Raw genomic sequence first — 21,416 nt, forward strand, 5'->3', positions numbered from 1 at the left:
AGGGAAGGAGCGGGGGCAGTGGCGGTGTCGTGCATGGCGGTGCGTGCTCCTTACGTGCTTCGTGGCAGTGGCGGTTTTCCGTCGCCGGTGCCGGTTGCCAGGAGCCTTCAGCTGATCGTGCCGACCAGTTTCAGGCGCTTGTCTTCCGGTACCTCGCTGTAGGCCAGCACCGACAGCGAGGGGACGCTGTGGCGGACCATGCGCGCGAGCGCGGCGCGGACCGGGCCCGGTACCAGCACCACGGCCGGCTCGTTGCGCGCCTCCTGCTTGCCGACGCAGTCGGCAAGACTCTGGTGGAGGCGCTCGGCGAGACCGGGTTCCAGCGCGGCACCGTTGCCCTGCGTTGATTCCTGCAAGACCCGTTCCAGTTGCGGGTTGAGGGTGAACACCGGCAGCTCGGGCGACATGCCGGCGATCTCCTGCACGATGAAGCGGCCCAGCGCGTTGCGCACCGCGGCGGTCAGCACCGCCGGGTCCTGGCTGAGCGGGGCGTTCTCGACCAGCGCCTCGGCGATCTTGCGCAGCTGGCGGATCGGGATGTGCTCGATCAGCAGGTTCTGCAGCACGCGCGCGATCACCGGGATCGGCAGTGCCTTCGGGGTGAGGTCCTCGGCCAGCTTCGGCGCGCTCTTGGCCAGCGTCGCCAGCAGCTGCTGCACTTCCTCGTGGCCGAGCAGCTCCGGGGCGTGCTCGCGGATCAGGTGCGACAGGTGGGTGGCGACCACGGTGGCCGGGTCGACCACGGTGTAGCCCAGCGATTCGGCATGGGCGCGCTGGTGCGGCTGGATCCAGGTGGCGTCCAGCCCGAACGCCGGGTCCTTGCCGGGGATGCCTTCCAGTTGCCCCATCGCGCTGCCGGGGTCCAGCGCCAGCTCGCGGTCGGGGTGGATGTCGGCGCTGGCCACCGGCACGCCGTGCACCAGCAGCCGGTAGCCGGCGGCGGGAAGTTCCAGGTTGTCGCGGATGTGCACCGGCGGGATCAGGAAGCCGACGTCCTGGGTGAGCTTGCGGCGCACGCCCTTGATCCGCGCCATCAGCTCGCCGCCCTGCGCCTTGTCCACCAGCGGGATCAGCCGGTAGCCCACTTCCAGCCCCAGCGGATCGACCGGGCGCAGTTCGTCCCAGCTCAGCTCGGCGGTCGGCGCGGGCGCCGGTACGCCGAGGGCGGTCATTTCGCCCGGTGCGGCGGTGGCGTCGCCGGCCGGTGGCCTGGCGCCGCCGCCGGCCTGTTCGCGCTTCCACAGCTTCCACGCGAGGAAGCCGAGGATGGCCGCCAGGGTCAGGAAGGCGAGGTTGGGCATGCCCGGCACCAGCCCGACCAGGCCGATGATGCCGGCGGCGATCGCCAGCGCCCGGTACTGGCCGAACACCTGGCCCATCATCGCCTCGCTCATGTCCTGCGAGCGCGAGGCGCGGGTGACCAGCATCGCCACCGCGCTGGACACCAGCAGCGCCGGCAGCTGCGCCACCAGGCCGTCGCCGATGGACAGCAGGGTGTAGGTTGAGGCGGCGTCGCCGAACGGCATGCCGTGCTGCAGCACGCCCACGGCCAGGCCGCCGAGCAGGTTGATGAACAGGATCAGGATGCCGGCGATGGCGTCGCCGCGGATGAACTTGCTGGCGCCGTCCATCGCGCCGTAGAAGTCGGCTTCCTCGCGCACTTCCTCGCGGCGCAGCTTGGCTTCCTCGCGGGTCAGCAGGCCGGCGTTGAGGTCGGCGTCGATCGCCATCTGCTTGCCGGGCATGGCGTCGAGGATGAAGCGCGCGGTCACTTCCGACACGCGCCCGGCGCCCTTGGTGATGACCACGAAGTTGATGATGGTCAGGATCGCGAACACCACGATGCCGACCGCGTAGTTGCCGCCGATCACGAACTCGCCGAACGAGGCGATGACCTTGCCGGCGGCTTCGTGGCCGTTCTGGCCGTTGAGCAGGATGACGCGGGTGGAGGCCACGTTCAGGGCCAGCCGCAGCATGGTGGTGACCAGCAGCACGATCGGGAAGATGGTGAAGTCCAGCGGCCGCTTCACGTACACCACCGCCAGCAGCACCAGCAGCGAGATGGCGATGTTGAAGGTGAACAGGGCGTCGAGCACCGGCGCGGCCAGCGGCACCACCACCATCGCCAGCAGCGCCAGCACGATCAGCGGCGCGCCCAGCCCGTGGCGCAGCAGGTCCAGTATCCGGCGGGCGGTGTTGGGCAGCGGCTGCGCGCTCATCGGCGGGCTCCCTTGCCGAATTCATCCACGTCCAGGGCGGGCAGGGCCGGCATCGGCCCGCTGCGCCAGGTGCGCAGCTGATAGACGTAGGACAGGACCTGGGCGACGGCCGAATACAGTCTCACGGGGATTTCCTTGCCGAGTTGGCTTTCCCTATACAAGGCGCGTGCCAGCGGTGGCGCCGAGACGATCGCCACGCGGTTGCCGTCGGCCACCTGGCGGATGCGCAGGGCCAGCTCGTCCACCCCGCGGGCGACCACAGTCGGCGCGTTCATGCGCCCGGCCTCGTACTTCAGCGCCACCGCATAGTGGGTGGGGTTGACCAGCACCACGTCGGCGGTGGGCACCGCCTCCATCATCCGCCGCTGCGACAGCTGCATCTGCATCTGCCGGATGCGGCCCTTGACCTCGGGGCTGCCCTCGCTTTCCTTCATCTCGCGCTTGAGCTCCTCACGGGTCATCTTCAGCTTCCGCAGCCAGTTCCATTTCTGGTACGGGGCGTCGATGGCCGCCAGCAGCGCCATCGCCCCGGCCGCGGCCAGCAGCAGGCGCAGGGTGAAGCCGAGGCCATCGTGGACCGCGCTCTCCAGCGGCAGCCGCAGCAGGCTGCGCAGGCCGCCGATGCCGTGCCAGACCACCAGCGCGACGGCACCGCCGACGAAGACGATGCGCAGCAGGGACTTGGTCAGCTCGGCCAGCGATTCGGGGCCGTAGATGCGCTTGAGCCCGGTCATCGGGTTCAGGCGGTTCAGGTCGGGCATCAGCGCCTTGTTGGAAAAACGCAGGCCGCCCATCAGCACCGGTGCGACGAAGCCGGCGGCCAGGCACACCAGCAGCAGCGGCGCGAACACCAGCATCAGCTTCAGCAGGGTCCAGCCGGCATGGCCGAACAGCGCCTGCGGGGCATGCAGCAGGCCCGGGTCCGGGCTCAGCGCGAGCTTCATCCACTGCCGCGCGGCGCCGCCCATGTAGCCGGACAGCGCGTACAGCGACAGCACCGCGGCGACGAACACCGTGGCGGTGGACAGTTCCCGCGACTGCGGGACGTTGCCCTTCTCGCGGGCATCGCGCAGGCGTTTGGCTGTTGGCTGTTCGGTTTTTTCGGTGCCGTCTTCGTTTTCCGCCATGACGCGCCGCGCAAGGGAAGGTCAGCCGCTTGCGTGCAAGAACCGTTCCGGCCGGTCTCAGTGGCTGCCGTACAGGCGGATGAACTGCTCGGCGCTGGCCGGGCGGCCGATCTGGTGGCCCTGCAACTGGTCGCAACCCAACTGCTCGACGTGGATGCGCTGGCGCGGGTTCTCGATGCCCTTGGCGCCGACTTCCATGTCCAGCGCATGGCCAAGGGTGACGACGGCCGCAAGCAGCGTGGCGTCCTCGTCGCGTTCCTCCAGCGGCTGCACAAAGGCCGGGTGCAGCAGGATGCGGCTGGCCGGCAGCCGTCGCAACTGCAGCAGGCCGGCGTTGCCGCCGCCGAAGTTGTCGATGGCGATGCCCACGCCCAGCGCGGCGAGGGCGTGCAGGGGGCCCGGCGCGTCGGCGCCGGCGTGCACCGCGCTGGTTTCGTCGATCTCCAGCAGCAACTGGGCGGCGGGCAGGTCGTTCTGCTGCAGGCACTGGCGCACGGTATCGGCCAGGGCGGGCGAGGCCAGCTGCTGCGCGGACAGGTTGACCGACACCTGCCAGTCGCGGTGGCCGGCGTCCCGCCAACTGCGCAATTGCCGGCAGGCCTCGTCCAGCACCCATTGCCCGAGTGCGTCCATCAGCCCGTGCCGCTCGGCCAGGCGCACCACGCGCTGGCTGGGCAGTGGCCCGTGTTCCGGATGGCGCCAGCGCAACAGCGCCTCGGCGCAGCAGACCCGGCCGTTGTCGGCCCACACCCGCGGTTGGTAGTGCAATGACAGCTGCGGGGTGCCGATGGCCGCGCGCAGGTCGTCGAGCAGGTGCTGGTCGTGCGCGGCGCCGGCATCCATCCATTCGGCGTAGTGCGCATGGCGGTTGGGGCCGGCCTGGCGGGCGTGGGCAAGCGCGGTTTCGGCCTGCGACACCCGCTGGGTGGCGCAGTCGCCCGGCAATGGCTGCACCGCCATGCCGAGGCTGCCGCTGACGTGCAGGCCGCGCCGGCCACCTGCACCGCCGCGAGCGTGCCCAGCAGGCGTTGCGCCAGCGCGGTGGCGGCGTCGGCATGCTCCAGCGACGCGGCGGCCACGTAGCGGTCGCCGCCCAGCCGGCCGACCACGCCGCCGGCCGGCAGTGCCTGTCGCAACCGCACGGCGACATCGGCCATCACCGCATCGCCGGCCTGCGGGCCGAAGGCGCGGTTGATGTGGCCGAAATCGTCCAGGTCCAGCACCATCACCGCGCAGGTGCGCCCCTCCCGCGTGCATTGCTGCAGCAGCAGGGTGATGTGTTCGTGCGCCAGCTGGCGATTGGGCAGGCCGGTCAGGGCGTCGTGCCGGCTGGCATGCAGCAGCTCGCGCTGGGCCTCGTCCAGCGAGGCGGCCAGGGTGGTGTTGCGCAATTGCAGCAGGCGCGCCTGCCGGCGCTGCTCGAACAGCGAAACCAGCAGTACCACCAGCATCACCGCCACGGTCAGCAGCACCACGCCGGCGGCCAGCCAGCCGCCGCCGATGCCGCCCCGCTGCGCCGCGCCGCATACCGCGCCGGCCGGGAAGCGCGCGGCGGCCATGCCGGTGTAGTGCATGCCGACGATGGCCAGGCCCATCACCGTGGCGGCGGCGAACCGCAGCGGCAGCGCCCGTTGCGTCGCGCGCAGGCGGAAGGCGATGAACAGCGCGGCCCATGCGGCGGCCACCGCCACCAGCACCGACAGCACGAAGCGGACCGGTTCGTAGTCGATGGCCGGCTGCATGTGCAGCGCAGCCATGCCCACGTAGTGCATCCAGGCGATGCCCAGCCCCATCAACAGCCCGCCCAGCACCAGCCGCAGCCGCGGCGGGGTCGGCAGCGATACCAGCCACAGCGCGAACAGCGCGGCCGCCACGGCGGCCAGCAGCGATTGCAGGGTGGTCCACGGGTCGTAGGCGAGCGGGATCGGCAGGCTGAAGGCGAGCATGCCGACGAAGTGCATCGACCAGATGCCGGTGCCCATCGCGATGCCGCCGGCCAGCAGCCACGGCAGCGCGGCGCGGCGCGAAGGCGCGGCGTTGACGCGCGCGGCCATGTCCAGCGCGGTGAACGAGGCCAGCACGGCGACGACCACCGACAGCGTGACCAGCAACGGGTCATGGCTTCCTGCGAGCACCTCGTTCCCCCGGTACTGTCGCGGCGGATGCCGCGGGCCGAACTCCCTGGTGCCGGCGGCCTTTTCCCCGCCGCCGGTGGGTGGACTATCGCGGGCTTTGGCGGCACTTGCAATGGCATCCCGGCGCATGCCGCGGCGGCCGGCGGGGCCTACATCGTGACCTGGCGCATGCTGTCGAAGGCGGTGTCGAACAGCCGCTGCACCGGCCCGGCCATTTCCCCGGAAAACAGCGTCAGCAGGACCAGCCCGAGCAGCAGCGAAACCGGCAGGCCGAACTGCATCGGGTGCAGCGCCGGGGCCGCCTTGGCCAGCACGCCGAAGGCCAGGTTCATGGCCAGCATCGCCACGGTCATCGGCAGCGCCAGGGTCAGCGCGCCACGGAACAGCTGCAGCATCAGCGTCGGCGCCAGCGCCGCCATCGCATGCGGGTCGGGCAGGGCGGTGCCGACCGGCAACGCCTTGTAGCTGTCCACCAGCAGCGAAATCAGCGCCAGGTGGCCGTTGCTGGCGAAGAACATCAGCCCGAACAGCAGATAGAACCACTGCCCGATCACGCCGGAGCTGCCGCCGCGCAGCGGGTCGCTCATCTGCGCGAAGGCCAGGCCGGTGCCCTGCGCGATCAGTTCGCCGGCCATCGAGCCGGCCTCGAAGATCAGCCGCAGCAGGAAGCCGATGACCACGCCCACCGCCAGTTCGCGGGCGATGGTGAGCACCGCGGCCGCGTCGAACCCGTTCCACGCCGGCACCGGCGGCAGGATCGGCGCCAGCGCCATCGACAGGACCAGCGCCAGCATCGCCCGCACCCGCGCCGGCACCGAGCGGCTGCCGACCATCGGCATGGCCACCAGCATCGCGCCGATGCGCAGCATCACCCACAGCACGGTGCCGATGATGGCAAAGGCCTGCTGGCCGTCGATGACCACCCGGGTGACGGAATCCACGGCGGGCCTATGTGCCGGCGGGCCTTTCCCCGGTTCGGGGAAGGGCCTGCGGGAAGAGGGAGCGGGCGGGGGCGGGCATCGGGACGCCCGCCTAGCCGATCAGGTGCGGTATGCGCTGGAACAGCAGCGTGGTGAATTCCACCAGGTGCCCGACCAGCAGGCTGCCCAGCGCGAACAGGGTCACGGTCAGCGCCGCTGCCTTGGCGACGAAGGCGATGGTCGGCTCGTTGAGCTGGGTGGCGGCCTGCACCACGCCGACCACCACGCCGGTCACCAGCACGGCGAGCAGCAGCGGGCCGGCGATCCACAAGGTGGCGACCAGTCCGCCGCGCAGTTCGGTAAGGGCGAGTTCGGGAGACATGGGGAAAGGCCGGGAACGGGGGAATGGGGAACAGGGAATGGAAGGTGGTCGGACGGCGGGGAGGGGGACGAAGGACGGGAAATCCGCATTCCCGGTTCCCTGTTCCCCGCCTCAAACAGCATTGAAGCTGGCCGCCAGGGTGCCGACCACCAGCACCCAGCCGTCCACCAGCACGAACAGCAACAGCTTGAACGGGGCCGAGATCAGCATCGGCGAGAGCATCATCATGCCCATCGACATCAGCACGCTGGCCACCACCAGGTCGATGATGACGAACGGAATGAAGATCAGGAAGCCGATCTCGAAGGCGGTCTTCAGCTCGCTGGTGACGAAGGAGGCCACCAGCACCGGGAACGGGATCGCGTCCGGGCCGGCGTAGGGGCCGTGGCCCGCGAGCCCGGCGAAGGTCAGCAGGTCGGTCTCGCGCACCTGCGCCAGCATGAACGCGCGCAACGGCTGGGTGGTCAGCGTCCACGCGGTCTGGAAGTCGATCTCGCCGTTGAGGTAGGGCGACATGCCGGTGGACCAGGCCTTGTCCCATACCGGCATCATCACCATCGCGGTCAGGAACAGCGCCAGCCCCAGCAGCACCTGGTTGGAAGGCGTCTGCCCGGTGCCCAGCGCCTGCCGCAGCAGGCCGAGCACGATGATGATGCGGGTGAAGGCGGTCAGCATCAGCAGCATCGACGGCAGCAGGGTGATCGCCGTCATCAGCAGCAGCGTCTGCAGCGGCAGGCTGACCGGCTGGCCGCCGATGCGGCCGACGTTCACGTCCGGCAGCGCCGGCAGCTGCGGCGCGCCGGGGGCGGCCAGCGCCAGCGCCGGCAGGGCGAGCAGGGCCAGCAGCACGAGCAGTTGCAGGCAGGTGGAGCGGTTCAGGCGATGGCCCGGCATGGTCAGGGATCCTTGCGCAGCTTCTGCGACAGCAGGTGCGCGAAATTCGGCAGTTGCTTGAGGTTGGGCGCGGGCGTGGCCGGCAGCGGCTCGGGCAGCACGTGCAGGGTGCTGATGCCGCCGGCGCCCACCCCCAGCAGCAGTTGCTGGCCGTTGACCTCGACCACCACCACCCGCTCGCGCGCGCCCAGGCTGAGGCTGGCGACCAGCTTCATCCCCTCCGGCGGGCGGAAGCCGCTGCCCGGCAAGCGCTTGAGCAGCCAGCCCAGGCCGACGATCAGCGCCAGCACCAGCAGCAGCGCCAGCACCGCGCCGAACAGGCCCGGCGTGGCCGGCGCATGCTGGCCCACCGGCATCGCGGCCTTGGCCAGCGGCGCGGCGGCGGTGGCGAGCGTGGCGATCAACGCAGTCTCCGGATGCGCTCGCTGGGGCTGACCACGTCGGTCAGGCGCACGCCGAAGCGGTCGTTGATGACCACCACCTCGCCGTGGGCGATCAAGGTGCCGTTGACGAACACGTCCAGCGATTCGCCGGCGCCGCGTTCCAGCTCCACCACCGAGCCCTGGTTGAGCTGCAGCAGGTTGCGGATCGGCACGCGCGCGCGGCCCACTTCCAGCGACAGCGTCACCGGCACGTCGAGGATCACGTCCAGGTCCAGGTCGGAATGCTGCTCGCCGTCGGCCTGCAGGTTGGCGAACTGCGCCGGGGCGGCGGCCGGCACGTCGTTGGGGTCGTTCTCAGTCATTGGCGTCTTCCTGGATCAGGGGGGAGCGCTGGCGCGTGCCCGGCGGCTGGGTGGCGAGGATCTTGATGGCGTTGCGGTCGTTGGCCACGCCGAATTCGCCGGTGAACACGGGGATGCCCTCCACGCACAGGGGTACTTCCTTCATCAGGTCGATGGGCAGGATGTCGCCGACCTTCAGCTTGGTCAGGTCGCGCAGGCTCAGGCGGCGCCGCGCGATCACGCTGGACAGCTCCAGCTCGGCATTGTCCAGCTGCTCGCGCAGGGTGATGCCCCAGCTCTCGTCGCGGTCGTTGCGGTCGCTCTGGATGCCGGCGTCGAGCACGTCGCGGATCGGCTCCAGCATCGAATAGGGCAGGGTGATGTGGATGTCGCCGCCGCCGCCTTCCAGCTCGACGTGGAAGCGGCTGACCACCACGTACTCGCGCGGGGTGACGATGTTGGCGAAGTGCGGGTTGATCTCGGAGTTGATGTAGTCGAAATCGACGTTCATCACCGGGCTCCAGGCCTCGCGCAGGTCGGCGAAGGTCTGCTTGAGCATCAGCTGGATCACCCGCATCTCGGTGGCGGTGAACTCGCGGCCCTCGATGCGGGTGGGGTAGCGGCCGTCGCCGCCGAAGAAGTTGTCCACCACCGCGAACACCAGGGTCGGCTCGAACACGATCAGCCCGGTGCCGCGCAGCGGCTTGAAGCGGATCAGGTTGAGGTTGGTGGGCACGTACAGCGAGTGCATGTAGTCGCTGAACTTGATCAGCTCGATGCCGCGCACCGACAGCTCCGACGAGCGCCGGATCAGGTTGAACAGGCCGATGCGCCACAGCCGCGCGAAGCGCTCGTTGACCATCTCCAGGGTCGGCATGCGCCCGCGGATGATGCGGTCCTGGCTGGCGAAGTCGTAGGCGCGCGCTTCGCCGGGCGGCGGCGCCGGCTCGGCGGTATCCACCGAGCCCGAATCGACGCCATGCAGCAGGGCATCGATTTCGTCCTGGGACAGCAGGTCGTTGATCATCGCCAGTGCCTTACTGGGTGACGAAACTGGTGAAGAGCAGGTCGTCGGCGGTCTTGCTGCCGGTCTCGGTGGTCATCAGCTTCTGCACCTCGGCCAGCGCCGACTGCTGCAGCTTTTCCTTGCCGGCGCGGTCGGCGATCTGCGCCGGCTCGACCTGCGAGAACAGCATCAGCAACCGCGCGCGGATGGCCGGGGCGTGGGTCTGCAGCGCGGTCAGCGCCTGCGGGTCGCGGGTCACCAGCTGCACCTCGACCTGCAGGTAGCGCGGGCCGTCGAGCGGACCGTTGAGGTTGACCACGAACGCCGGGTCGAGCGCGAAGTACTGCGCCGGGGCCGGCATCGCGGCCTTGGCCGTCGCCGCCTTGGCGGCGGCCCCGTCGCCGGCCTGGTGCTGGGTGAAGTACCACATGCCGCCGCCTGCGGCCGCGGCGGCGATCAACGCGATCAGGGCGACCATCAGCATCGACCGCTTGGGCTGCGGGGTGGTGCTGTCCTTTTCCTTGGGGGTGTCGGTCTTGCGGTTCTTGTCGGCGGCGGCGGCCACGGTGTGCTCCCTGAAGTGCTTCCCGAAAGGATGCAATACACGTGCCGGAGGTGCCAGCGTTCAGTTGTGCCGGGAATTTGACGGGAATGGGGAAGCAACCGTGCCGGTGCGCCCTTGTAGATGCGGGGCTGGCCCCGCATGGTGGCTTTACCGAGGGTGCTCCGCGTGGGGCAAGTCCCACGCCTACGGGGGCTTGCCTCGGGCACCGATGCGCTCAGGCATAGGCGTCGAGCAGGCCCCGCAGGCGGATGCCGTGCGCGGTGATGGCCGGCAGCTCCGTGCCCGGGGCACCCGTTTCGGCATCGCCGCCACCGGCCCCGGCCTGTCCGTCGCCGCCGTTCGCGCGCGGGTCCGAATGCTGGCCGACGTCGGCATGGGCCAGCTGCATGCCCTGTTCGCCAAGCATTTCGCGCAGCTTCGGCAGGCTGTTCTCCAGCGCGTGGCGCACGTCGGCGTGGGCGCTGGTGAAGCTGGCGTGGACGCGGTCGCCTTCCAGTTGCAGGCGCACTTCCACCGGCCCGAGGTCGTTCGGGGTCACGCGGATGTGGGCATGGCCGATCTTCTGCTCGGCCAGCCAGCCGATGCGAGCACCGATGGCCTCGTCGAAATCCGGGGTGTGGACGGCAACGGGCTTGGCCAGTTCGCCGGTGAACGGGGTGGCTTCGACCCGCACCGGTGCCGGTGTCGCGCCCTGCAGCAGGTGGCCGAAGTTCGGCAAGGGCGTGGGGGCGGCATCGCTGTCGGCATTGGCCACGGCGGTATCGCCGGCCAGCGATGCCAAGGCTTCGGCCACCGGGGCGGGAGCCGCCTCCTCGTTGATGGGCAAGGCCGGCAACGTGGCGGCGGCAGTCGTTGTACCGAGCGGCGGTGCCGCTACTTTGGCGATGGGCGCGGCCTGCAACGTGGCCGTGGTGGCCGTTGGGGTGGGTAGTGGTGGTGCGGTGGCGGCCAGCGTTGCGGTTTCCGCTGCCGGCGGGGGCGCCGGATTCGTGGCCGTGGGCACGGCCGGGATGACGGCGAGCTGGGTATCCGCGCCGGGGGCGGGCGCCGGGTCGGCCGGCGCGAGCATCGGCAGGCCCGGCGGCGGCCAGGGCGCTTCGCCCTGGGTGTCGTCGTTGGCAGCGGCGTCGGCGTCGCCGCGCGTGGCGGTGTCGGTGGGCTTGCCGGTGGTTTCTTCGGTGGCAGCGGTGTCGTCGGCCGCGTCGGAGGCGCGGCCGGGGGCCGGCCGCGGCTTGCCCGCGGTTTCCTTGCCGCTGGCCTTGGCCGGGCTGCCGGCGCCGTCGAGCAGGTGCTTGAAGGCATCGCCGCCGGCCTTGTCGCCGCCGTTGCCGGTTGCCTGCGCGGTGGAAGCGGTGGATGCCGGTGCCGGGGCGACCGGGAAGGACAGGCCGTTCATGACGATTTGCCCTCGTCGGCGGCGGCCTGCTGCGCCAGGCGCACGCGGCGCGCGCCGAGGTCGTCCATCTCGCGCTGGTCGCGGCGGTCTTCGACCTTCTGTTCCTGCGCACGGTAGCTGGCGGCGAGCTGTTCCAGCACCTGCTTGTCGCGGCTGGCCAGCAGCAGCCGCGCGCGCTCGGCATCGACGCGCTCGCGGTTGTGGTCCACGGTCTGGCTCTGCTGCTGCACGGCGCTGTCGAGGCGGTCGAGGAAGGCACGGCGGTTCATCAGCTGCGCCGGGCTGGTCGCGGCCATCTGCGCGCTGGCCATCTGCTGGTTGGCGTATTCCTCGGCGTAGCGGCGCAGCTCCTCCAGCCGCGATTGGTGCATGTCCAGCGATTGCTGGCGCTCGGCCAGGACACGGGCGACTTCGTCCTCGTGGTCCTGCGCGCGGCGCAGCAACGGGTCCAGGCGACGGGATTGCTTCATGGGACGTTCTCGCTTTCGACCAGTTGTTTCAGTGCGGCAAGGCTGTGGGGCAGATCGGCGGCCAGGCTGACGTCCTGGCCGAGGAAGTCGAGGATTTCCGGCCAGCGCTCCAGCGCTTCGTCGGTGGCCGGGTCGTTGCCGCGCTGGTAGGCGCCGATGGCGATCAGGTCGCGGTTGGAAGAATACGCCGCCACCAGCCGCTTGAGCTTGCGGATGCGGGCGCGCCACGCGTCGTCGGCGATGTCCTGGACCACGCGGCTGACCGAGGATTCGACGTCGATGGCCGGGTACAGGCCGGAGTCGGCCACCCGCCGCGAGAGCAGGATGTGGCCGTCGAGGATGGCGCGGGCGGCGTCGGCGATCGGGTCCTGCGGGTCGTCGCCCTCGGTGAGCACGGTGTAGAAGGCGGTGATCGAGCCGCGGCCCTTGGCGCCGTTGCCGGCGCGTTCGACCAGCGCCGGCAGCTTGGCGAACACGCTGGGCGGGTAGCCGCGGGTGGTCGGCGGTTCGCCCACCGACAGGCCGATCTCGCGCTGGGCCTGGGCGAAGCGGGTCAGCGAATCCATCAGCAGCAGCACGTTCAGGCCCTGGTCGCGGAACCACTCGGCGATGGCGGTGGCGCGGTAGGCGCCATGCAGGCGCGCCAGCGGCGGTCGGTCGGCCGGGGCGGCGACGACCACGGCGCGGCGCAGGCCTTCCTCGCCCAATGTGGTCTCGACGAAGTCGCGCACTTCGCGGCCGCGCTCGCCGATCAGGCCGACGACGATGACGTCGGCCGAGGTGAAACGGGTCATCATGCCCAGCAGCGTCGATTTGCCGACGCCGGAGCCGGCGAACAGGCCCACGCGCTGGCCGCGGCCGATCGGCAGCAGCGCGTTGATCGCGCGCACGCCCACGTCCAGCGGCTGGATGATGGGTTCGCGCGCCAGCGGGTTGATCGAGGCGCCGGCCATGCTGGCGCTGCCTTCGGCGCGGATCGGGCCCTTGCCATCCAGCGGCACGCCGTCGCTGTCGATGACGCGGCCGAGCAGGCCTTCGCCGACCTCGACGCCGCCGCGGCGGTAGGAGGGCACCACCCGTGCGTTGGGCAGCAGGCCGTACAGCTCGGCGCTGGGCATCAGGTAGGTGCGGTCGCTGGCGAAGCCGACCACCTCGGCATCGACCCAGCCATCGGCCACCTCGACCTTGCAGGTGGCGCCCATCGGCGCTTCGCAGCCCACCGCTTCCAGGGTCAGGCCGACCGCGCGGCGCAGCACGCCTTCGCGGATCAGGCCGCGGCCGTGGCCGGCGTCCAGCGCGATGGCGTCCAGCCGCGCGGCCAGCCGCAGGTTGCGCGCGGCGGCCCAGTCCGAGGGCAGGGGCGCGGCACTGTTCATGAGGTGGCCCCGGCCTTGCGCATCACCGTCGACAACGCCGCGCGCAGGCGCGCGTCGAGGGTGCCGTCGATGCGCACGCTTTCGGCGTGCACGCGCAGGTCGCCGCGGCTCAGGCCCGGGTCCGGGCTCAGCCGCTGGCCGGGCGCGAGCGACAGCAGCGGCGCCAGCGCGGCGATGTCGTCCGGGTGCAGGCGCACTTCGACGTCGCGGCTGCTGCCGCCGACGGCATCGAGCGCTTCGCCGACCAGGTCGCGCAGCAGCGCCGGTTCGGCCTCGTAGGCGCGGCCGACCAGATGGCCGGCGATGCGTACCGCCAGTTCGCCCAGCGCGGCCACCACTTCGTCCTCCAGCCGCACCAGCGGGCGGCCGAAGTTGTCGAGGATGCCCTCGATCTGCGCGGTGAGCCGGCGCACTTCGGCCTGCCCCTGGGCGTGGCCTTCGGCGCGGCCCTGTTCGAGGCCCTCCTGCCGGGCGGCGTCCTGGATGGCCTGGATTTCCTGCAGCGTCGGCAGTTGCAGCAGGGGCGGCGGCGGTTCGACGGGCGCGGGCGGGCGCACCTCGTCCGGCTCCGGCATGGCCGGTTCGGGGGCGGTGAGGTCCGGTGCGATCCAGCGCACGACGCCGCTCACAGCATCGCCTCCGTGCTGCCGCCGATGCTGACCGTGCCTTCATCGGCCATGCGCTTGACGATGGCGAGGATCTCGCGCTGTGCGGCCTCCACGTCGGACAGGCGCACCGGGCCGCGTGCTTCCATGTCTTCGAGCAGGATCTCGGCCGCGCGCTGGGACATGTTGCGGGTGATCTTGTCGCGCACCTTGATGTCGGCGCCACGCAGGGCCAGGCCGAGGCGCTCGCCGCTGACCTCGCGCAGCACCAGCTGCATCTCGCGGTCGTCCAGGTCCACCAGGTCGTCGAACACGAACATCAGGTCCTGGATGCGGCCGCCCAGCGGCGCGTCGATCTGGGCGATGGCGCCGAGGATGGCCTGGTCCTGGCCGCTGTCCATGAAGTTGAGGATGCTGGCCGCGCACTGCACGCCGCCGATGCTGGACGACTTCAGGTTCTGATTGCCGGCGAACTGGCGCTCCATGATCTCGTTCAGTTCGTTCAGCGCGTTGGGCGGGATGCCGTCGAGCGTGGCGATGCGCAGCAGCACGTCCACGCGGGTGCGCTCGGGCAGCAGCTTCAGCGATTCGGCGGCCTGGTCCGGCTCCAGGTGCGACATGACGATGGCGATGATCTGCGGGTGCTCGTTGCGCACCAGGTCGGCGACCGAGCGCGGGTCCATCCACTTCAGCGTGTCCAGCCCGGTGGTGTTGCGGCCGAGCAGGATGCGGTCGATCAGGCTGTTGGCTTTCTCGCTGCCCAGCGCCTGCACCAGCATGTTGCGGATGTAGTCGTCCGAACCGACGCTCAGCGAGGTCTTGCTGCCCAGCTCGGCGCCGAAGTCGTCCATCACCTGCTGTACCTGCTCGCGGCTGACGTCGCTGAGGGTGGCCATGGCGATGCCGATCTTCTGCACCTCCTTGGGCTCCATGTGGCGCAGCACCTCGGCGGCGTCGGCCTCGCCCAGCGACAGCAGCAGCACCGCGGCGCGTTGCACGCCCGTCATCGGATTGACGGTGTTGTCAATCATTGGCCACCCATCCCCTCACCACTTGCGCCACGCGCTTGGAGTCGGTCTTGACCGCCTCGCGCGCCATGCGCACGCGCTCTTCGTAGGCGTCCAGCGGCAGCGCCAGCGGCGAGGCCGCGCCCAGTTGCAGCTGGTCCTCGGACATCACCGGCAGGCCGTCCTCGTCCTCGACCACCTGCACGTTGGCGCTGAGCGGGTCCTCGCCGATCATCGGGCCTTTCCTCGGCGGGCCGGCGATCTGGCGCAGGGCCGGGCGCAGCACGCCGAACAGCAGCGCCAGCAGCACCACCGCGCCGAGCACCAAGCGCAGGGCGTCGCGCACCTGCGGGTTCTCCCACCACTGCTGCCACCACACCGGCTCCTCGACCGGCACGGTGTCGCGCACGAACGGGGCGTTCATCACCGACACGGTATCGCCGCGCTCGGCGTCGAAGCCCACCGCCTGCTTGACCAGCGCTTCCACGCGGGTCAGCTCGGCCGCGCTCAGCGGCTGGTCGCTGAGCTTGCCGTTGGCGCCGGGGCGCGGCACGTGGTCCACCAGCACCGCCACCGACACGCGCCTGACCCGGCCGGCCGGCTGGCGGGTGTGCTGCAGGGTGCGGTCCAGCTCGTAGTTGCGGGTGGCGTTCTTGCTGGTCTCGGTGGGCGTGGCCGCGGTGGCCGGGGCCGCGCCGGGGCCGGGGGGGGTATTGCTGGCCGCGCCGGGCACGCCCTGTGGCCCCTGCGTGGTGCTGGTGTTCTCGCTGATCTGCTCGCTGCGCACCTTCTGCGGTTCGCCGTTGTACAGCTCGCGGGCTTCCTCGGTGACCGAGAAATCCATGTCGACGCTGACTTCCGGGTTGACCCGGCCCTGCCCGGTCATCGGCTCCAGCAGCTCGCGGATGCGCTGGTTGTAGGAGGTCTCCAGCCGCCGCACCTGGTCGAACTGGGCGGCGTTGAGCGCCGCGTCGCTGTTCGGGTCGGCGATGGTCAGCATGCGCCCGCTCTGGTCGACCACGGTGACGCGCTCGGGGGCCAGGTCGGGGATGCTGGAGGCGACCATGTGCACGATGGCGTCGACCTGGTTGCGCTCCAGCTGCTGGCCGCCGCGCAGCTCCAGCACCACCGAGGCGCTGGCGACGTCGCGCTGGCGGGTGAAGGCGCTGGGCTTGGGGATGGCCAGGTGCACGCGCGCGTCGCGCACCGGGCGCAGCGTGGTGATGGTGCGCACCAGCTCGGTTTCCAGCGCGTGCTGGTAGCGCGCGTTCTCGACGAACTGGCTGACGCCGAAGCCGGGGTCGCGTTCCATCAGCTCGAAGCCGAGCCGGCCGCTGTCGGTCAGGCCGGAGCCGGCCAGCTTCAAGCGGGCGTCGTGGACGTTCTTTTCCGGCACGCTGATCGCGCCGGTGACCGCGTCCAGCTCGAACGGGATCTGCGCGGTGCGCAGCAGGTCGGTGGCCTCGGCGGTGGCCTTCTGGTCCAGCCCGGTGTAGAGCGGCACCATCGCCGGCTTCTGCGCCCAGAAGAACACGAACAGGCCGGCCGCGACGGCAATGGTGATCATCGCCATCAGCCCGAGCCGACGGGTGATCTGCAGGCTCTGCAGCCGGTCGAACCAGGCGCCGGCCTTTTCCGAATTGAACGTCTCACTGGACAACGCGAGTGGCATGGCGGGCTATTCCTTACAGCGGCATGTTCATCACGTCCTGGTAAGCCTGGACGAGACGGTTGCGGACTTCGACGGTGGCGCGGAACGCCAGCTGGGATTGTTGCGAGGCGACCATGACCCGGGCCAGGTCGGCATTGGGGTCGCCGCGCTCGAACGCGGCGGCCAGCGTGCTGGAGGTCTGCTGGGCCTGGTTGACCCCGGCCAGCGCGCCCTGCAGGGTCTGGCTGAAGCTGGGCGCGGCGGTGGGCTGGGTACCGGACAGCCCGCCCAGCCCGCCGATGGCGTTGCCGCGCGCCACATCGCCGGTCGGCGCGGCCTGCGCCACCTGCGACTGGTAGCTGCGGATCTGGGACAGGATCGAGTTGACGGAGTGGGACATCGCCGGATTTCCAGGGCAGGAGGTTGCCTGCCTGTTCATCTGCAAGACCCATGCCGGAACCGCGATACCGGGCAGATGAACAGTGGCGCCACCTTACTCCTGATTTCCTGCCGCGGCGTGACGGTTTTCCGGCGCGTTCCACTGTGGGAGGAGCGGATCAGGTGATGATGGCAGTCCATCCATTACGGGGTCGATACATGGTCGTCATGGCGAAATATCCAAGTTGTTGTATATTTCGACCATGAAGGAACTGTTCTGGCTGGGTACCTCACGGGATGACCTGAAGGAATTTCCGTTTGAGGCGCGAAGGGAAGCGGGTACCGACTTGCGCATGGTCCAGCAAGGTGTGGATCCGCGCGATTGGAAACCCATGCCGACGGTGGGCAAGGGCGTGCGGGAGATCCGCGTCCGGATCCCGGATGGCGCATACCGGGTGTTCTACGTGGTGGAAAGCGCAACGGCCGTCTATGTGCTGCATGCCTTCCAGAAGAAGACCCAGCGCACCAGCCAACAGGACCTGGACAAGGGCAAGGCCCGCTACAAATTGATTTCATAGGTGGAGACAGCCCATGTGCAAGAGTGCCGGGGACGAAAACAGGGTCGAGGCTTCCAGCGGCAACGTGTTCGCCGATCTGGGCTTTGACGATGCCGAGGCGCAGGTGCTGGCGCTGCGCGCCGACCTGATGGCTCAGGTGGAGAGGACCATCCGGGAGCGCAGAATGACGCAGGTCGCGGCGTCCAAGGTATTGGGTGTCAGTCAGAGCAGGGTGTCCGATCTCAAGCGGGGCAAGGTCGAAAAGTTCAGCTTGGATATGCTGGTGACATTCGCCGCCAGGCTTGGCAAGCCAGCGGAAATCACACTGGCAGTGTGAGGCCCGCAGGCAGGTTGGCTGCAGGGTGGGCAAAAGTCAGGAGCCGCCATTCACGCTTGCGCGGAGATGACGGCATGTGATGTCCCTGGAGTGACATGAGCCTTCACGGCAACCAAGCCGCCCGCCACTCCTCCAATCCCGCATCGGCCAGCATCCAGTCACGGTGTACCACGGTCCGCAGCGCATCGCCGGTGGCGGCGCGGGCATCGGCGTCGGCCAGATGCCCGCGGATAGCGCCCACCCAGTCGCGGTGGCGGTTGCGCACGCGGGTTGCCGGCAGGTCGTCGCCACGGTAGGGGCCGACGTCGCTGCATACCACCGGCACCGCGCATGCCCCGTATTCGAGCAGGCGCAGATTGCTCTTGCACTCGTTGAAACGGTTCTGCTCCAGCGGGGCGATGGCCAGGTCGAGGTTCAGCCGGGCCAGCGTGCGGGGGTAGACGGTGATGTCGACGCCGGGGTGGAACTCGGCCACGCATGGCCGCAACTGCTCCGGGCACATGCCGAGGAAGACCCAGTCCACCTCGCCGGCCAGTTCGGTGATGACGCCGGCAATCATCTCCAGGTCACCGGCGTGGCTCACGCCACCGGCCCAGCCCACGCGCGGCTTCGTGCCCGTGTTGCGACGCGGTGCAGGCAGGTTCCGCCACCACGCTGGCGGCAGGCGGTTGCCGGCGATGCGGATGTCCGGGTGCATGCCGGCGAAGGCTTCGGCCAGCGCCGGCGTGGAGACCACGACGCGATCGACCAGCGCGAAGGCACGCCGCAGGCTGCGCAGGATGTCGCGTGGCATGTGCTCGCGGTGGATGTTCTTGACCGGCAGGTTGGGCAGGTAGTCGTCGAGCTCGAAGACCTTGAGCGCCCGCGAGAAGCGCGGCATGCGCCGCATGCGCTCCAGCTCCTCGTCGGTGACCCGGCGTTGCAGCACCACCACGTCCGGATCGATGCGCGCCTGTTCGACGGTGTCGAGCAGGGTGGCATAGAGCGCGCCTTCGGCCTGGCCGGCGGCCTTGAGCGCCTCGAATGGCTGGATTACCCGGTAATGGCCGCTGCCCCACGGATCGGCGGGGTGCGCAAGCACGCGCGGGATGGGCCGCCACGGCAACGGCTGCCACGAGAAATCCGACTCGCCCAGGCGGAAGCCGCCCGGCACGTCCAGGCGCAGGCTGGGGTTGTAGGCCGGATCATGGGCGAGGGCGGGGAGCCAGCGTTCCAACAGTGCATCGTTGGCAGATTCCGGCAGGGGTACGGCTTCGACCGAATGCAGCAACAACGCGTGTGGCGTCCATATCGTGAGGTAGCCCCGCTGGCGTGCGCGCAGGCACAGGTCCACGTCGGCGCCCTCGTCGGCGAACGTGGCGTGGTCGAAGCCGTCGAGCTCCATGAACAGCGCCTTGTCGATCAGCAGGCAGCTATCGGCCACCGCCGAGTAACTCTGCGCCACTTGCAAGCGGTTCATGTAGCCTGGCGCGTCCATCGGTTGGCCGGCGAAGGCGCGGCCGCCGCTGCCCGTCAGACCGGGAACAAGGCCGGCATGGGTGATCTTGCCATCGGCAGAAATGGTCTTCGCGCCGACCACGCCCACCTCCGGGCGCAGGCCGTGGTTGAGCAGCTCGTCCAGCCATTGCGGCTGCAAGGCCGCCACTTCCGGGCGCAGGAACAGCAGGTAGTCGCCCGCGGCCTGCGTGGCGGCCACGTTGCAGGCGGCGCTGTGCGCCAGCGGCGGGTCGAAGGCGAAGGCGCGCACGCGGCCGGCGGCCAGCGTTTCGACCTGCTGCATCCACTGGCTGATGCTGGCGGCGGCGCCGTTGTTGATCAGCAGCAGTTCGTAATTCGGGTAGCGGGTTTTTTCTAGTACCGAAACCACGCAGCGCTCCAGCGCGGCCAGCGTGGTGCCTGCCGGGACGATGACCACCAGTGAAACCGATGGTTGCTGGTCGTGGCCGTAGTCGATGCGATACAGGCCGCTGCCGATGCCCACGACCGCGGCATTGGCGTAGCCACGCGCGTGCAGGTGGCGGGTGATGACGCGCTGCTGGGCCTGTGCATCGAAACGCGGCGGTGCGCAGGTCAGCAATGGTTCGGGCAGGTGAGCGATGCCGTCGAAACCGCCCTGCTGCACCAGTCGCAGGATCAGGTCCAGTTCCGCCGCGTTGCCGGCTTCCGGGTCAAAGCCACCGGCTTCGAGCAGCGCCTCGCGGCGGAATACCCAATGCCCGGCCAGCATCGCCGGGTTACCGAGTAATTGGTCGATGTCGAAGTCTGAGCGCATCACCGGGGCCAATGCGCCGTTGTCGTCGCGGTACCACTCGTCGGCATGAAGTGCGCGCAGCCCGGGGGACGCCTCGGCGATTTCCAGCATCAATTTGGGCAGGCCGCCGAGGCTGAATTCCGTTCCCGCCTCGACCATCAGCAGCCAATCCACGTCCCAGTCCGCGACGGCCTCATCAAGGGAGGGAGCATCGTCGTATCGCCCCCTTGCCTCCGTCACCATGAATGCGTCGGCGGGAGTGGGCAGGGGATGACCCAGTACCCGGCAGGCAATCCGCGGGTAGATTTCCGGCGGCAACGGCAGCCGGACCAAGGTGCGTTCGATATCGTGCGGGCGCGTGTCGGGGCGGGGCCGGATCAGGATTCCCAGCCGTGTTGGACGCAGGGACGCGGCATCCGCCAGATGGTGCGCGAACGGGGCGGCCTGGGCTGGGAGCAGTTGCCGCCGAACCAGCCATTCGTGCATCTGCATGTGGGTGTGGGCCAGCGCGAATGCCTGTTCGAGCCGCTCGCGCAGATCGATGGTTTCCGCGGGTCCGGAAGCATCCAGCGAAGTGACGGTCACCTTGTCGGCGGTGCCGTCCCCCGTACTCCGGTACCACCCGAGGCCACGGATGCTCTGGCGAAAATCGGCGTGTCCCTGTTCGCCCACACCGGGCTGGTCCCGGCCGATCTGGCTGAACTGCCGTGCCGAAACCCGGAAGTTGGTCAACGGTGCCGCCAGCATCGCCAGGTCGCCGTGGCGCAACAGCTTTGCATACAGGGCCAGGTCGCCCACCCAATGGATCACCTTGCCGTCGAGCGACATCAATTCGTCGCCGATCTCCAGCAGGTCCTCCCGCCGGCACAGCACGCAACTGGGCTCGCCAATGAAGTTGATGGTGTGGTCGGCGAGGAAGGACACCAACTCCTGGCCGTTGACCACCACGTCGCGGTCGAACGGAAACACGGTTGCGCCGATGTCCGGCAGCTTGCGGCCAAGCCCGCCGATGCGTTGCCTGCGTGACGACGCCAGCGCGATTCCCGGCCGGCTTTCGATAGCGGCAACGAGCGAGGCCACGCATTCCGGTTCCAGCACGTCATCATCGTGCAGCAACTTGATGTAGCGCCCACGCGCCAGGGCAATGCCCCTGGCCGTGCTGGCAAGCTCGCCTAGGCGCGTGGCGTTACGCGAATACAGGATCGGGAACCGTGCGGTTCGGTGTGCCTGCTCGACCATCTCCGCAATGCTTTCGTCACCGCTGTCGTCGCACACGATCAGCTCCAGCTCAGGCCATGTCTGCGCCAGCGCGCTGTCCAGCGCCTGTCGGAAAAATTTGGCCTTGTAGGCGGGAACGAGAATGCTGGTCAGCGCTGGATCGGTAGGCATCGGCTGCAAAGAGGTGCGCGCATGGAA

General features: G+C 69.7%; 21 protein-coding genes. 2 read left to right on the forward strand and 19 right to left on the reverse strand.

The genetic code is table 11. The annotated features are described in order from the left end of the window. Positions 1-107 precede the first annotated feature (107 nt). The 18 genes from flhA to fliE all read right to left on the reverse strand — a co-directional run bounded on the left by flhA (position 108) and on the right by fliE (position 16,877). On the reverse strand, positions 108-2,219 hold the full coding sequence (gene flhA / locus MIC98_RS09145) for a flagellar biosynthesis protein FlhA (protein ID WP_057641915.1): 2,112 nt from the start codon (positions 2,217-2,219) through the stop codon (positions 108-110). Beyond that, positions 2,216-3,346, reverse strand: a complete 1,131-nt coding sequence (flhB, locus tag MIC98_RS09150) for a flagellar biosynthesis protein FlhB (RefSeq protein ID WP_239736934.1) — start codon at positions 3,344-3,346, stop codon at positions 2,216-2,218. The genes flhA and flhB overlap by 4 nt, the downstream gene beginning before the upstream one ends. Before the next feature lie 57 nt (positions 3,347-3,403). Further along, a complete protein-coding gene (locus MIC98_RS09155; protein WP_239736935.1) occupies positions 3,404-4,096 on the reverse strand; it encodes an EAL domain-containing protein in 693 nt (230 codons plus the stop codon). Beyond that, positions 3,979-5,481, reverse strand: coding sequence for an MHYT domain-containing protein (locus MIC98_RS17115; RefSeq protein WP_239736936.1), 1,503 nt, complete (start codon positions 5,479-5,481; stop codon positions 3,979-3,981). Before MIC98_RS17115 ends, MIC98_RS09155 begins: the two co-directional genes overlap by 118 nt. Before the next feature lie 149 nt (positions 5,482-5,630). Beyond that, entirely contained in the window at positions 5,631-6,422 is a 792-nt protein-coding gene (fliR, locus tag MIC98_RS09165; RefSeq protein WP_239736937.1) for a flagellar biosynthetic protein FliR, read from the reverse strand. 91 nt (positions 6,423-6,513) lie between these two features. Then, entirely contained in the window at positions 6,514-6,783 is a 270-nt protein-coding gene (locus MIC98_RS09170) for a flagellar biosynthetic protein FliQ (protein ID WP_239736938.1), read from the reverse strand. Between the two features lie 111 nt (positions 6,784-6,894). Beyond that, positions 6,895-7,677: a flagellar type III secretion system pore protein FliP gene (fliP, locus tag MIC98_RS09175; protein ID WP_239736939.1), complete on the reverse strand. Its 783-nt coding sequence runs from the start codon at positions 7,675-7,677 to the stop codon at positions 6,895-6,897. Between the two features lie 2 nt (positions 7,678-7,679). Continuing rightward, positions 7,680-8,033, reverse strand: coding sequence for a flagellar biosynthetic protein FliO (gene fliO, locus MIC98_RS09180; RefSeq protein ID WP_083490032.1), 354 nt, complete (start codon positions 8,031-8,033; stop codon positions 7,680-7,682). Between the two features lie 44 nt (positions 8,034-8,077). Then, on the reverse strand, positions 8,078-8,422 hold the full coding sequence (fliN, locus tag MIC98_RS09185) for a flagellar motor switch protein FliN (RefSeq protein WP_057639738.1): 345 nt from the start codon (positions 8,420-8,422) through the stop codon (positions 8,078-8,080). Further along, positions 8,415-9,428: a flagellar motor switch protein FliM gene (gene fliM / locus MIC98_RS09190; protein ID WP_152979481.1), complete on the reverse strand. Its 1,014-nt coding sequence runs from the start codon at positions 9,426-9,428 to the stop codon at positions 8,415-8,417. Before fliM ends, fliN begins: the two co-directional genes overlap by 8 nt. A gap of 10 nt (positions 9,429-9,438) precedes the next feature. Then, positions 9,439-9,972 (reverse strand): flagellar basal body-associated FliL family protein, encoded by a 534-nt coding sequence (locus tag MIC98_RS09195; protein ID WP_239736940.1) that lies wholly within the window; start codon positions 9,970-9,972, stop codon positions 9,439-9,441. A 214-nt stretch (positions 9,973-10,186) separates the two neighbouring features. Beyond that, positions 10,187-11,368: a flagellar hook-length control protein FliK gene (locus MIC98_RS09200; protein WP_239736941.1), complete on the reverse strand. Its 1,182-nt coding sequence runs from the start codon at positions 11,366-11,368 to the stop codon at positions 10,187-10,189. Next, the gene (gene fliJ / locus MIC98_RS09205; RefSeq protein WP_057639735.1) at positions 11,365-11,838 is read right to left on the reverse strand and encodes a flagellar export protein FliJ; all 474 of its coding nucleotides are present in this window, start codon (positions 11,836-11,838) and stop codon (positions 11,365-11,367) included. The genes MIC98_RS09200 and fliJ overlap by 4 nt, the downstream gene beginning before the upstream one ends. Then, entirely contained in the window at positions 11,835-13,214 is a 1,380-nt protein-coding gene (locus MIC98_RS09210) for a FliI/YscN family ATPase (RefSeq protein ID WP_057639734.1), read from the reverse strand. Before MIC98_RS09210 ends, fliJ begins: the two co-directional genes overlap by 4 nt. Then, positions 13,211-13,789 carry a FliH/SctL family protein gene (locus tag MIC98_RS09215; protein WP_239738115.1) on the reverse strand — a complete coding sequence of 193 codons (579 nt, stop codon included), beginning with the start codon at positions 13,787-13,789 and terminating at the stop codon, positions 13,211-13,213. Before MIC98_RS09215 ends, MIC98_RS09210 begins: the two co-directional genes overlap by 4 nt. Positions 13,790-13,839: 50 nt before the next feature. Then, positions 13,840-14,826 (reverse strand): flagellar motor switch protein FliG, encoded by a 987-nt coding sequence (gene fliG / locus MIC98_RS09220; RefSeq protein ID WP_057639732.1) that lies wholly within the window; start codon positions 14,824-14,826, stop codon positions 13,840-13,842. 16 nt (positions 14,827-14,842) lie between these two features. Then, positions 14,843-16,498 carry a flagellar basal-body MS-ring/collar protein FliF gene (gene fliF / locus MIC98_RS09225; RefSeq protein WP_057639731.1) on the reverse strand — a complete coding sequence of 552 codons (1,656 nt, stop codon included), beginning with the start codon at positions 16,496-16,498 and terminating at the stop codon, positions 14,843-14,845. A 13-nt stretch (positions 16,499-16,511) separates the two neighbouring features. After that, positions 16,512-16,877, reverse strand: coding sequence for a flagellar hook-basal body complex protein FliE (gene fliE, locus MIC98_RS09230; protein WP_239736942.1), 366 nt, complete (start codon positions 16,875-16,877; stop codon positions 16,512-16,514). Positions 16,878-17,109: 232 nt separating this feature from the next. Between fliE and MIC98_RS09235 the strand changes: the two genes are divergently transcribed. Then, complete coding sequence (locus MIC98_RS09235) at positions 17,110-17,433, forward strand: type II toxin-antitoxin system RelE/ParE family toxin (protein WP_239738116.1); 324 nt, start codon at positions 17,110-17,112, stop codon at positions 17,431-17,433. 13 nt (positions 17,434-17,446) lie between these two features. After that, positions 17,447-17,749, forward strand: a complete 303-nt coding sequence (locus MIC98_RS09240) for a helix-turn-helix transcriptional regulator (protein ID WP_239736943.1) — start codon at positions 17,447-17,449, stop codon at positions 17,747-17,749. 103 nt (positions 17,750-17,852) lie between these two features. Here MIC98_RS09240 and MIC98_RS09245 read toward each other — a convergent pair whose 3' ends face one another. Then, positions 17,853-21,389: a glycosyltransferase gene (locus MIC98_RS09245; RefSeq protein ID WP_239736944.1), complete on the reverse strand. Its 3,537-nt coding sequence runs from the start codon at positions 21,387-21,389 to the stop codon at positions 17,853-17,855. Between the last annotated feature and the right edge of the window lie 27 nt (positions 21,390-21,416).

The organism is Stenotrophomonas sp. NLF4-10 (genome assembly GCF_022359915.1).
GTDB classification, from domain to species: Bacteria; Pseudomonadota; Gammaproteobacteria; order Xanthomonadales; family Xanthomonadaceae; genus Stenotrophomonas; species Stenotrophomonas daejeonensis.